At 66.7% G+C, this 12562-nt stretch carries 9 protein-coding genes; all 9 read left to right on the top strand.

What is annotated here, in order from left to right:
• Positions 1-10 precede the first annotated feature (10 nt).
• Positions 11-727, top strand: coding sequence for a response regulator (locus tag HU748_RS20675; RefSeq protein ID WP_186711618.1), 717 nt, complete (start codon positions 11-13; stop codon positions 725-727).
• 4 nt (positions 728-731) lie between these two features.
• Positions 732-1505, top strand: coding sequence for a transporter substrate-binding domain-containing protein (locus HU748_RS20670; RefSeq protein WP_186665260.1), 774 nt, complete (start codon positions 732-734; stop codon positions 1503-1505).
• Positions 1502-3760 (top strand): ATP-binding protein, encoded by a 2259-nt coding sequence (locus HU748_RS20665; protein ID WP_186721734.1) that lies wholly within the window; start codon positions 1502-1504, stop codon positions 3758-3760. Before HU748_RS20670 ends, HU748_RS20665 begins: the two co-directional genes overlap by 4 nt.
• A gap of 163 nt (positions 3761-3923) precedes the next feature.
• On the top strand, positions 3924-5336 hold the full coding sequence (locus tag HU748_RS20660; RefSeq protein ID WP_186665258.1) for an amino acid permease: 1413 nt from the start codon (positions 3924-3926) through the stop codon (positions 5334-5336).
• A 219-nt stretch (positions 5337-5555) separates the two neighbouring features.
• A complete protein-coding gene (locus tag HU748_RS20655; protein ID WP_186721732.1) occupies positions 5556-6338 on the top strand; it encodes an enoyl-CoA hydratase-related protein in 783 nt (260 codons plus the stop codon).
• Between the two features lie 42 nt (positions 6339-6380).
• Complete coding sequence (locus tag HU748_RS20650; protein WP_065863505.1) at positions 6381-7541, top strand: acyl-CoA dehydrogenase family protein; 1161 nt, start codon at positions 6381-6383, stop codon at positions 7539-7541.
• A gap of 18 nt (positions 7542-7559) precedes the next feature.
• On the top strand, positions 7560-9677 hold the full coding sequence (locus tag HU748_RS20645) for an acetate--CoA ligase family protein (RefSeq protein WP_186721730.1): 2118 nt from the start codon (positions 7560-7562) through the stop codon (positions 9675-9677).
• On the top strand, positions 9670-11277 hold the full coding sequence (locus HU748_RS20640; RefSeq protein WP_186721728.1) for a 5-guanidino-2-oxopentanoate decarboxylase: 1608 nt from the start codon (positions 9670-9672) through the stop codon (positions 11275-11277). The genes HU748_RS20645 and HU748_RS20640 overlap by 8 nt, the downstream gene beginning before the upstream one ends.
• Positions 11278-11289: 12 nt before the next feature.
• Positions 11290-12483, top strand: coding sequence for a pyridoxal phosphate-dependent aminotransferase (locus tag HU748_RS20635; protein WP_186708578.1), 1194 nt, complete (start codon positions 11290-11292; stop codon positions 12481-12483).
• Positions 12484-12562: the final 79 nt, after the last annotated feature.

Here is a 12562-nt window from a genome sequence, read left to right as displayed (position 1 = left end):
ACCACACGCAATGACACCTCGGGTACTGGTCGTCGACGACGATCCGCTCATTCGTGACCTGTTGCAGGCCTATCTCTCGCGGGAAGGCTACGACGTACGCTGCGCCGACACTGCCGAAGAGGCCGAGCGCTGCCTGGCCAGCCAGCCGGTGGACCTGGTCATGCTCGACATCCGCCTGCCGGGCAAGGACGGCCTGACCCTGACCCGCGAGCTGCGGGTGCGCTCGGAAGTCGGCATCATCCTGATCACCGGGCGCAACGATGATATCGACCGCATCGTCGGCCTTGAATGCGGCGCCGACGACTACGTGATCAAGCCGCTCAACCCGCGCGAACTGGTGTCGCGGGCCAAGAACCTGATCCGCCGTGTGCGCCACGCCCAGGCAAGCCGCCCTGGCGCCATCGCCAGCCCTTGCCTCAAGCAGTTCGCCGACTGGGCGCTGGACAGCGACCGGCGCCGGTTGATCGACCCGCAGGGCGGTGAAACCCTGCTGACCCATGGCGAGTTTCAACTCCTCAGCGTGTTCCTGCGCAACAGCGGCCATACCCTCAGCCGCGACCAGTTGATGGACCAGATCCGTAACCGCGAATGGGTGCCCAACGACCGTTCCATCGACGTGCTGGTCGGCCGTCTGCGGCGCAAGTTGCACGACGACCCGGCCGAACCGCAACTGATCATCACCATCCACGGCACCGGCTATCTGTTCACCGCCAGCGTGGCGGCCTGAGATCATGCGCGGCCTGTGCTGCCTGGGCCTGTGGCTGTTGAGCCTGCCGGCGTTCGCCGGGCAGCCGGTGCGCTATTGCGACTATCCGGTGTACCCGCCGGTATCCTGGAGTGATGGCAAGCAGGTGCGGGGCCTGGCGCCGACGGTGGTGCGCGAGTTGTTCGCACGCCTGGGGCTGGAGGTGCAGATCGTGGTGCTGGGCAACTGGAAGCGCTGCCTGCTGGACGCGGCCGAAGGGCGGGTGGATGTGGTGCTGGCCTACAGCAGCGAGCAACGTGACCAAGGCATGCGCTTCTCCCGTGTGCCGGTGCTGCGCGAGGAGGTCGCGGTGTTCGTCAACCGCAAGCGGCCGGTACGTTTCGAGCGGCTCGACGATCTTGCCCGCTATCGCGGCGGGCTGCTGTTCGGCGAAAGCTACGGCCCGGCCTTCGACCGTTTCGTTGCCCGTCACCAGAACATCGAATGGGTGTCGTCCAGCCAGCAGAATTTTGGCAAGTTGATTCGCGGGCGCATCGATTTCGTGATCCAGGAGCGGCGCACGGGCGAGCTGTTCGTCGAGCACCTGCCCGGTGCGGGCGATATCCAGGCCTTGCCTGCGGCGCTGAGTGTCGACTACCTGCGTGTCGCAGTCTCGCGCCATAGCCCCTTGAGCCTGCGCATGGACGAGATCGACGCGCAGTTGCAGCAAATGACCGAGCGCGGCGAGATCGACAACTGGCTGCATCAGAGCGAAGTGACCTACCGCGACATGATCGCGCAACCGGCAGCTGCACGATGATCCGCCTGCGTGCCGATGGCCTGCTGCGCCGCCTGCTGCTGTTCATCCTGCTGTTCAGCCTGTGCTTCACCGTGCTGGCCAGCGCCGTGCAGCTGTATTTCGAGTACCGCCGCGAGATGCGCGATATCGACGCGCGCATGGAACTGATCCGCGCCGGTTACCTGGCGAGCCTGGAGCGCAGCCTGTGGGACCTGGACCAGGAGCAGCTCAACGTGCAGTTGCGCGGGTTGGTGGACTTCTCCGATGTGGCACGGGTGCGGCTGGACAGTAGCGACTTCCAGCTGCTGCAAGGCCAGGCAAAACCTGCGGGGCCGCTGCGCATCGAGCGCTTCGCCCTGGATTTCCAGCCGCCCACCGGGCCGACGAGGCACCTTGGCACGCTGGAGGTGAGCATCGACCTGGGCGCGGTGCACCAGCGCCTGTTCGCCACCGGGCTGACCAGCCTGCTGTGGATGAGCGTGTTTCTCTGCGGTTTGGCCGTGGCGCTGTCGGGGTTGTTCTATCGCTTGGTCACGCGCCATCTGCAGGTGATGGCCGAGTTCGCCCGGCGTGTCGCTGCAGGCCACTGGCAGGAGCCGCTGCGCCTGGACAAGCGCCGCTCGGCCCGGGTGGACGAGATCGATACCGTGGCCCATGCCCTGGACGACATGCGCCGGGCGATCCTGAGCGATATCGACCGTCGCGAGCAGGACCGCCTGGCCTTGCAGGGCAAACGTGACGAGTTGCAAGCCATGGTCGAGCGGCGCACCGAAAGCCTGGCGCGTGCCAAGGATGAGGCGGAGGCGGCGAACCTGGCCAAGTCGCGCTTCCTGGCGACCATGAGCCATGAGTTGCGCACCCCGCTCAACGGTATTCTCGGCATGGCCGAGTTGCTGCGTGGCAGCAGCCTCGACCCTCAGGCAAGCAGGCGTCTGGAGGCGCTGTACAAGGCGGGCGAGGGCTTGTCGGCGATCCTCAACGAGGTGTTGTTCTTTGCCCGCCTGGAAGAGGGCGAAAGCCATCCCGAACCTGTGGACTTCTCCTTGCGCCGGCTCTGCGACGAGGTGCTGACGCTGCTCGAACCCCGCGCCACGGCCAATGGCACCGAGCTGGACTGCCATGTCGATACCCGGCTGGCTGCGCATCAGTTCGGTGCCGAGCAGTACTTGCGCCAGGTGCTGAGCAACCTGCTGGCCAACGCGATCAAGTTCACCGAAGGCGGGCGGGTCAGCCTCGAGGTGCAAGTGCTGCAGGCGCAGCGCCAGTGGGTGCGGGTGCAGGTCAGCGATGACGGTATCGGCATCGCCCCGGCGATGCAGGCGCGGATCTTCGAGCGTTTTACCCAGGCCAGTGAAACCGTGGCTAGGCGTTACGGCGGCACAGGATTGGGGCTTGCAATCTGCAAGCACCTGATCGGACGCCTGGGCGGTCGGATCGGCGTGGACAGCCGCGAAGGTCAGGGCAGTTGCTTCTGGTTCGAGGTGGAACTGCCCGCGGGCCGCGACGTTGCCGCCGAGTCCGCCAGCCAGGGGCTTTCGCCTGCCCTCGAGATCCTGGTGGTCGAGGATGTGGCGCTCAACCGCGAGGTGGCGGGCGGCTTGCTCGAGCGTGACGGGCACCGTGTCAGCTTCGCCGAGGATGCGACGCAGGCGCTGGCGGTCTGCGCGCAACGACCCTTCGACCTGCTGCTGCTGGATGTGCACCTGCCGGGCATGAGCGGTGTCGATTTGTGCCGGCGACTGCGCGCTGGCGCCGGGCCGAATCGGCAGACGCGAATCCTGGCCCTGACGGCGGGCGTGCAACCGGCCGTGGTACGCGGCTACCTGGAAGCCGGGATGCAGGGGGTGCTGGCCAAGCCGTTGCGCCTGGACAGCCTGCGTCGTGCACTGGCGCAGGTCGAGCCGCTGCCGACAGTGACCGCCCCGGACACCGCCCTCGACCTGGCCCTGCTGCAGACCCATCGCCAGTTGCTGGGGGAGCAGAAGGTCCAGGGGCTGTTGGCTGTGCTGCGCCAAGGGCTCGACGAGCAACGCGGGGCATTGCTCGATGCACTGCGGCTCGGCGATTGCACCCAGGCTGCGGACCTGGCCCATCGCCTGGCCGGCAGCAGCGATTCGCTGGGGTTGTGCGGGTTGGCCACGACGTTGCGGCGTGTCGAGGCCGTGGCGGTGGCGCTGGACGCCCCGGCGCTTCAAGGGTTGGAGCAGCCCCTGCAGAGGGCATTGGACGAGGCACGCAGGTTGCTGGAACGGCTGATGCAGAGCGGTCGTACATAATTCTTACGACTTTTTACATCTTCGATCTTCAGCTTCAACGTCCGCTTACATCGCTTTCCAATAATCCAGGGCAACCGTGTGGTTCGCGGTCCGTCAGGCTTATTGGAGATAAGAATAATGAAAGGTCCCAAAGCTCAGCCCAACGCCATTGCGGAGGTGCGTCATGTCTGAGCCCTCCGAACGCAAAGGCATCCACCTCACGCGCGCGCTCAAGAGCCGGCATATCTTCATGTTGTCGTTGGGCGGCGTGATCGGCACCGGCCTGTTCATGGGCTCCGGGGTGACCATCAACCAGGGTGGCCCGATGGGCGCAATCCTGGCTTACCTGGTGGCAGGCTTGCTGATGTACCTGGTGATGGTCTGCCTGGGTGAACTCTCGGTGCAGATGCCGGTATCGGGCTCGTTCCAGGCCCACGCGACGAAATACATCGGCCCGGCCACGGGCTTCATGATCGGCTGGGTGTACTGGATGAGCTGGGCCACCACCGTGGGCCTTGAGTTCACCGCCGCCGGCATGCTGATGACCCGTTGGTTCCCCGAGGTGCCGATCTGGTACTGGTCGGCGCTGTTCGTTGCCGTGCTGTTCGGTCTCAACGCCCTGGCCACCCGGGCGTTCGGTGAGGCCGAATATTGGTTCTCGGGGGTGAAGGTGGCGGCGATCCTGGGCTTTATCATCGTCGGCATCCTGGTCATCTTCGGCGCCATCCCGCTGACCAGCGGCGCACCGGCGCCGATGCTCGACAACCTGGTTGGCGACTCGCTGTTCCCCAACGGGCTGCCAGCGGTATTCGCGGTGATGATGACCGTGGTCTACGCCTTCCAGGGCTGCGAGATCATGGGGGTGGCCGCAGGCGAGACCGACCAGCCGGAAAAGAGCATCCCAAGGGCGGTGCGCAACGTGGTGTTCCGCGTACTGATCTTCTACGTGCTGGCCATCGCGGTACTGTCGGCCATCGTGCCGTGGCAGCAGGCCGGGCTGATGGAAAGCCCGTTCGTGCAGGTGTTCGACATGGTCGGCATCCCGTACGCGGCCGACCTGATGAACTTCGTCATCCTTACCGCCATTCTTTCGGTGGGCAACTCCGGGCTGTACGCCTCCACGCGCATCCTCTGGGCCATGTCCAAGAGCGGCATGGCGCCGAAAAGCCTGTCGCCACTGAGCTCGCGCGGTGTACCGCTGCGTGCGCTGAGCATCACCCTGTGCTTTGCCCTGGTGTCGCTGATGACCAGTTTCATTGCCGCCGACACCTTGTTCATGGTGCTGATGGCGGTGAGCGGGATGTCCGGGACCGTGACCTGGATCGTCATCGCCCTGGCGCAATACCGCTTCCGCCGTACGTTCCTGCGCGAGGGCGGCAAGCTCGAGGACATCAAGTACCGCGCGCCTCTGTACCCGCTGATCCCGTTGCTGTGCATCACCCTGTGCAGCTCGCTGTTCGTGTTCCTGGCACTGGATGAAACGCAGAGGCCGTCGCTGTACTGGGGCTTTGGCTTCATTGCCCTGTGCTACCTGGCGTACTTCGTGATGAACCGCAAGCGTTCGCAGACCTTGGTGCCGACGGCGCCTGGGGTTTGAATCTTCGCTGAGGCCACTGGCCTTTTCGCGGGCAAGCCCGCTCCTACAGATGTGATCTCTGTAGGAGCGGGCTTGCCCGCGAAAAGGCCCTGCGCAACACCCCAAAACCCCGATTGTTCGAAGTTGTAACAGCCCCATATCCGCCGATTGCCGCCTTGTTGAACAGTCGTTTAGTATCTCACCCAAGCCCACCCCAACCACAACAACTCGAGGCTTCCCATGACCAGCCTGTTGACCACCCTCGAAGCCGGTGTCGCCTGGATCACGCTCAACCGCCCCGACCAGCGCAATGCCCTGGACATCCCCACCCTCAAGCACCTGCACAGCCTGCTCGAAGACTTCAACGCCGACCCCGCCGTGCGCGTGGTGGTGCTGACCGGCAGCGGGCGCAGCTTCTGCGCCGGGGCTGACCTTGCCGAATGGGCCGAGGCCGAAGCCCGCGGCGCCCTGGAAAGCTACGGCTGGACCGAAACCGCCCATGCCCTGATGCAGCGCCTGCACACCCTCGACAAACCCACCGTCGCCGCGATCAACGGCACCGCTGTCGGCGCCGGCATGGACCTGACCCTGTGCTGCGACCTGCGCATCGCCGGCGCTTCGGCGCGCTTCAAGGCCGGCTACACCAGCATGGCCTACAGCCCCGATGCGGGCGCCAGTTGGCACCTGCCGCGGCTGATCGGCAGCGAGCAGGCCAAGCGCCTGCTGTTCCTCGACGAGTTGTGGGGCGCCGAACGGGCGCTCGCCGCAGGCCTGGTGGGCGAAGTCTGCGCCGACGACCAACTGTTGACCGTCACCGCCGAACTCGCCTCACGCCTGGCCCAGGGCCCGACGTTCGCCTTCGCCCAGACCAAGCGCCTGATCCGCGACGGTGCCCAGCGCACCCTGGCCGAGCAATTGGCGGCGGAGCTGGCCGCCGGGCTGCTGTGCGGGCGCAGCGAGGACGGTGCCGAGGCACTGCGCGCCTCCGTCGAGCGCAGGCCCGCGCACTTCGTCGGTAAATGATCTCTCAGCACCTCCCCAGTACCTTCTTCAGGACCATGCCAGATGAATTTCCAACTGACCCAAGAACAAGAAATGTTGGTGGAAGCGGTACGCAGTTTCGTCGCCAAGGAGCTGCTGCCCCACGAGGAAGAGGTCGACCGCGCCGACGCGGTGTCGCCCGAGCTTGCCGCGCAGATCCGCGGCAAGGCCATCGCCGCAGGCTTCTATGCCTTCAACATGCCCGAGGAAGTCGGCGGTGGCGGGTTGGACTACCTGTCCCAGGCGCTGATCGAGCGTGAGTTGTCCAAGGTTTCCTGGGCCGTGCACGTGTTCGTCGCACGCCCTTCGAAGATTCTCATGGCCTGCAAGGATGAGCAGATCAACGACTACCTGCTGCCCAGCGTGCAGGGCGAGAAGATCGATTGCTTCGCCCTCACCGAACCTGGCGCCGGCTCCGATGCCAACGCCATCAAGACTCGCGCCGTGCGCCAGGGCGACGACTTCGTGATCAACGGCAGCAAGCACTTCATCAGCCATGCCGGGCATGCCGACTTCGCCATCGTCTTCGCCGTCACCGACACCTACGAGCACAACGGCCGCAAGCGCAATGCCGTGACCGCTTTCCTGGTCGATCGCGGCACCCCCGGCATGACCATCCGCCGTGGGCCCAAGTGCGTGAGCAACCGTGGCTATCACACCTACGAGCTGTTCTTCGACGACTGCAAGGTGCCCGCCAGCAAGGTGCTGGGCGAGGTCGGCAAGGGCTGGGAAGTGGCCAACGCCTGGCTGACCGCCGGGCGGGTGATGGTCGCCGCCAACTGCGTCGGCCAGGCCCAGCGTGCACTGGACCTGTCGCTGCAGTGGTCGGCGGATCGCAAGCAGTTCGGCCAACCGATCGGCAGCTATCAAGGCGTGTCGTTCAAGCTCGCCGACATGGCCACGCAGATCCGCGCTGCGGAGCTGCTGACCCTGCACACCGCCTGGAAGATGGACCAGGGCAGCATGACCGATGGCGAGGCCGGCATGGCCAAGCTGTTCGCCAGCGAAGTGTTGGGCAAGGTCGCCGACGAAGCGGTACAGATCTTCGGTGGCATGGGCCTTATGGACGAAGGGCCGGTGGAGCGGATCTGGCGCAACGCGCGAATCGAACGGATCTGGGAGGGGACATCGGAGATCCAGCGGCACATCATTTCCCGCGAACTGCTGCGCCCTCTGTTGCGCTGATCGGGCTGGAGAACACTCATGTCGCAGTCGATTCGTGACAACCTCAAGCGCCTGCTGGCGCCGCGGCACCTGGCCTTCGTCGGTGGCCGCAGCATGGCCCGCGCCCTCAAGCGCTGCGCCGAAGGCGGGTTCCAGGGCCCGATGTGGCTGGTCAACCCGCAGCACACCAGCATCGATGGCATCCCGTGCGTGGCCAGCGTCGCCGAGCTGCCGTGCGGCCCGGATGCCGTGTTCATCGCCACCAACCGCGAGCTGACCCTGGCCTGCGTCGACCAGCTCGCCGCGCTCGGTGCCGGCGGCGCGATCTGCTATGCCTCGGGCTTCGCCGAAAGTGGCGCCGAGGGCGAGGCCTTGCAGCAGCGCCTGCTGCAGGCGGCCGGTAGCATGGCCCTGCTGGGCCCCAACTGCTATGGCCTGCTCGACTACCTGCACAGCGCCGCGCTGTGGCCGGTCGCCCATGGTGGCAAGACGGTCGAGAAGGGCGTGGCGATCCTCACCCAGAGCGGCAACTTCGCCTACAACCTGTCGATGAGCGACCGTTCGCTGCCGGTGGCCTACATGGCCTCGGTCGGCAACCAGGCGCAGCTGGGCGTGGCCGAGTTGATGGATGTGCTGCTGGACGATCCGCGCGTCACCGCCATCGGCCTGCATCTGGAAGGGTTGAAGAACGTGCCCGGCTTTGCCCGCGCCGCGCACAAGGCGCTGGAGCGCGGCACGCCGATTATCGCGCTGAAGACCGGCGTGTCGCAGATCGGTGCCGAACTTGCGCTCAGCCACACCAGCTCGCTGTCTGGCTCCGACGCGCTGTACGACGCCTTGTTCAAGCGCCTGGGCGTGATTCGCGTGAGCGGCCCGGTAAGCTTCGTCGAAACCCTCAAGGCCGCCGCTTGCGGGCAGTTGCCCCAGGGCGACCGGCTGATTGCCCTGGCCTGCTCGGGCGGTGACGCCGGGCTGATCGCCGATTATGCCGAGCGCAACCATCTGAGCCTGCCCAAGCTCGAGCAGACCCAGGTCGATGAGCTGGCCCAGGTGCTGCCCAGCTACGCCAACCTGGTCAACCCGCTGGACTTCACCACGGCCATCTGGGGCGACGGCGAGGCGCTGCAGCGCATGCTCGACAGCGCCCTGCGCAGCGACGCCGATGCGGCGATGCTGGTGCTCGACTATCCGGCGGAGTTCACCGGCGAGCGCAAGGAGTGCGACCTGCTGCTGGCGCTGTACTGCCAGGCCCTGGCGCGTCACGGCAAGATCGGCTTTGTCACCTCGGCCTTCCCCGAGCTGCTGCCGGCCAGCGCCCGTGAGCGTCTGCATGCCCATGGCATCGCGGCGTTGCAGGGCGTGGAAGATGGCCTGGCGGCCTGGGGGCGGATCGTTGAGTACCAGGCCAATCGACAGCGCCTGCTGGCGTTGGGCGAGTCCGCGCTGGTGCCGTTGTGCCCGCAGGCACTGACTGGCAAGACCCGCTTGCTGGACGAGTGGCAGTCCAAGCAGGCCCTGCGCCCCTTTGGCTTGCCGGTCCCGGATGGGCGGCTGAGCACGCCCGGTTCGGCGCTGGCCGATTCGGCCACTGTCGGCTTTCCGTTGGTGCTCAAGGCGGTCAGCGCACAGTTGCCGCACAAGACCGAAGCTGGCGCGGTGGCGCTGAACCTGCGTGATGGCCGGGCGCTCGAGGCGGCGCTGCACCAGATGCGCGAGCGTATCCATGCCCACGCGCCACAGGTGCCGTTCGATCGAGTACTGCTCGAACCGATGGCCGAGCCAGCGTTGGCCGAGCTGATCGTCGGCATCAAGCGCGAGAACGGCTTTGCCCTGGCACTGGTCATCGGGGCGGGCGGGGTGCTGGTCGAATTGCTCAAGGACAGCACCAGCCTGCTGCTGCCCACCACCGATGGCGCCATCCGCGCGGCCTTGCTCGGGCTGCGCAGCGCCGGGTTGCTGCAGGGTTTCCGCGGGCGTCCGGCGGCCGACCTGGATGTTCTGGTGGCCGCGATCCGCGCGGTGGCCGACTACGCCTGCGAAAACGCCAGCCAGTTGCTGGAGCTGGACGTCAACCCATTGATGGTCGGCGCCAATGCCACCACGGCGGTCGATGCACTGATCCGCCTGGGCCAGGCCCGAGGAGATGAACATGCATGACAAACCCTTGACCGGCGGCCAGGCCCTGGTCCGATTGCTGGCCAACTATGGCGTCGACACCGTGTTCGGCATTCCCGGCGTGCACACCTTGGAGCTGTATCGCGGCCTGCCTGGCAGTGGTATCCGCCATGTGCTGACCCGCCACGAGCAGGGCGCAGGCTTCATGGCCGACGGCTATGCGCGCATCAGCGGCAAGCCGGGCGTGTGCTTCGTCATCACCGGCCCCGGTGTGACCAATGCCGCCACTGCCATTGGCCAGGCCCACGCCGACTCGATTCCGTTGCTGGTGATCTCCAGCGTCAACCACAGCGCCAGCCTGGGCAAAGGCTGGGGCTGCCTGCACGAGACTCAGGACCAACGCGCGATGACCGCGCCGATCACCGCTTTCTCGGCGCTGGCCCTGAGCCCGGAAGACCTGCCTGAGCTGATCGCCCGCGCCTGGGCGGTGTTCGACAGCGAGCGGCCGCGGCCGGTGCATATCTCGGTGCCGCTGGATGTGCTGTCGGCAGCGGTGGCGCGTGACTGGAGCGCCGAGGTGGTACGCCGCCCTGGCCGCAGCGTGCCGGACCGCACTGTGCTGGATCAGGCGGCGGCCAGGCTGGCCGCTGCCAGGCGCCCGATGATCATCGCGGGCGGTGGAGCACTGCAGGCGGGGGCCGAGCTGTCTGCACTGAGCGAGCGCCTGGCTGCACCGGTGTTCACCAGCGTGGCAGGCAAGGGGCTGCTGCCGCCTGAGGCGCCGCTCAGTGCCGGTGCGAGCCTGTGTGTGGAGCCGGGCTGGCAGATGATCGCCGAGGCGGACGTGGTGCTGGCGGTGGGGACCGAGATGGCCGACACCGATTTCTGGCGCGAGCGCCTGCCGATCAACGGCGAATTGATTCGTATCGATATCGACCCGCGCAAGTTCAACGATTTCTACCCGTGCGCGCTGGCATTGCAGGGTGATGCGCGCCTGACCCTGGCCGGGGTGCTGGAGCATCTGCCGGATATTCGCCGCGATGCCACGGCGGCTATCCATGCGGTTGCCGGTCTGCGCGAGGCGGTGAGGGCAGGGCATGGGCCGTTGCAGCGATTGCACCAGGGCATTCTCGATCGTGTGGCCCGGGCGTTGCCGGACAATGCCTTCATCAGTACCGACATGACGCAGTTGGCCTACACCGGCAACTACGCCTTCCCCAGCAAGACACCGCGCAGCTGGCTGCATCCCACGGGGTACGGAACCCTGGGCTATGGTCTACCGGCGGGGATCGGCGGCATGTTCGCCGGGGGCGAGCGTCCAGGTCTGGTGCTGGTGGGGGACGGCGGGTTCCTGTACACCGCGCAGGAGCTGGCCACGGCGGTCGAGGAACTGGACCGGCCGCTGGTGGTATTGCTGTGGAACAACGATGCGCTCGGGCAGATCCGCGACGACATGCTGGGCCTGGATATCGAACCCATCGGCGTGCTGCCGCGCAACCCCGACTTCATCGGCCTGGGCCGTGCCTTCGGCTGCGCCGTGGCGCAGCCCGGCAGCCTCGATGAGCTGGAGCAGGACCTCAGGAACGGATTCTCGCGCAACGGCGTCACCCTGATCGAACTCAGGCACGCCAGCGCCCATTGATGGAGGCTTTTCATGCGTTTTTCCAAGCTGACCCAGCGCATCGCCGGTGACGGCGCTGCGGCCTGGGAGATCCACTACCGCGCCCTCGAGCTGCAGGCTCAGGGCCGTGACATCCTGCTGCTGTCGGTGGGCGACCCGGACTTCGACACCCCGGCGCCGATCGTCCAGGCCGCCATCGACAGCCTGCAGGACGGCCACACCCATTACTCCGATGTGCGCGGCAAGCATGCCCTGCGCCAGGCCATCGCCCGGCGCCACCAGCAGCGCAGCGGCCAGGCCGTCGATGCCGATCAGGTGACGGTGCTGGCCGGTGCCCAGTGCGCGTTGTTCTGCGTGGCCCAGTGCGTGCTCGATCCGGGTGACGAGGTGATCGTCGCCGAGCCGATGTACGTCACCTACGAGGCTGTGTTCGGCGCCTGTGGCGCCACGGTGGTGCCGGTGCCGGTCAAGCCCGAGCATGGTTTTCGCGTGCAGGCCGAGGATGTTGCCGCGCGCATCACCCCGCGTACCCGTGCGCTGGCCCTGAACAGCCCGCACAACCCCTCCGGCGCCAGCCTGCCGCGCAGCACCTGGGAGGCGCTGGCCGAGTTGTGCGTGGCCCATGACCTGTGGTTGATCAGCGACGAGGTGTACAGCGAGCTGTTGTACGAAGGCGAGCACATCAGCCCTGGCAGCCTGCCGGGCATGGCCGACAGGACGGCGACGCTGAACAGTCTGTCCAAGTCGCACGCCATGACGGGCTGGCGAATCGGCTGGGTGGTCGGCTCGCCAGCGTTGGCCTGCCATCTGGAGAACCTGGCGCTGTGCATGCTGTATGGCTCACCGGACTTCATCCAGGATGCCGCAGTGGTGGCGCTGGAGCAGCGCCTGCCGGAGCTTGAGGCGATGCGCGAGGCCTATCGGCAGCGGCGCGACCTGGTCTGCGCATGCCTGGCCGATTGCCCGGGGGTGAAGGCGCTCAAGCCCGATGGCGGGATGTTCGTGATGGTCGATATCCGCCAGACCGGCCTCAGCGCCCAGGCGTTTTCCAGCCTGCTGCTGGAGGAGCATGGCGTGTCGGTACTGGCGGGGGAGGCGTTCGGGCCGAGTGCGGCGGGGCATATCCGCCTGGGGCTGGTGCTGGGGGCCGAGGCCCTTACCGAGGCTTGCCGGCGGATTGCCCGGTGTGCGGCGCAGGTGCTGGAGGGCAGGGTGGTCACGGGGTGAGGCGCAGGGCCCTTTCGCGGGCAAGCCCGCTCCCACAGGTACATCGCCAGTTTCGAGAGCGGCGCTTTACCTGTGGGAG

Source organism: Pseudomonas sp. RW3S2, from assembly GCF_014268955.1.
In the GTDB taxonomy this organism is placed as follows: Bacteria; Pseudomonadota; Gammaproteobacteria; order Pseudomonadales; family Pseudomonadaceae; genus Aquipseudomonas; species Aquipseudomonas wayambapalatensis.
The sequence above is the reverse complement of the archived record's forward strand: the minus strand, read 5'-3'. Positions and strand labels throughout refer to the sequence as shown.

What these genes read in the sequence shown, in the direction of transcription:
- HU748_RS20675 (WP_186711618.1), top strand. Translation starts at nt 11, where the DNA reads ATGACACCTCGGGTACTGGTCGTCGACGACGATCCGCTCATTCGTGAC.
- HU748_RS20670 (WP_186665260.1), top strand. Translation starts at nt 732, where the DNA reads ATGCGCGGCCTGTGCTGCCTGGGCCTGTGGCTGTTGAGCCTGCCGGCG.
- HU748_RS20665 (WP_186721734.1), top strand. Translation starts at nt 1,502, where the DNA reads ATGATCCGCCTGCGTGCCGATGGCCTGCTGCGCCGCCTGCTGCTGTTC.
- HU748_RS20660 (WP_186665258.1), top strand. Translation starts at nt 3,924, where the DNA reads ATGTCTGAGCCCTCCGAACGCAAAGGCATCCACCTCACGCGCGCGCTC.
- HU748_RS20655 (WP_186721732.1), top strand. Translation starts at nt 5,556, where the DNA reads ATGACCAGCCTGTTGACCACCCTCGAAGCCGGTGTCGCCTGGATCACG.
- HU748_RS20650 (WP_065863505.1), top strand. Translation starts at nt 6,381, where the DNA reads ATGAATTTCCAACTGACCCAAGAACAAGAAATGTTGGTGGAAGCGGTA.
- HU748_RS20645 (WP_186721730.1), top strand. Translation starts at nt 7,560, where the DNA reads ATGTCGCAGTCGATTCGTGACAACCTCAAGCGCCTGCTGGCGCCGCGG.
- HU748_RS20640 (WP_186721728.1), top strand. Translation starts at nt 9,670, where the DNA reads ATGCATGACAAACCCTTGACCGGCGGCCAGGCCCTGGTCCGATTGCTG.
- HU748_RS20635 (WP_186708578.1), top strand. Translation starts at nt 11,290, where the DNA reads ATGCGTTTTTCCAAGCTGACCCAGCGCATCGCCGGTGACGGCGCTGCG.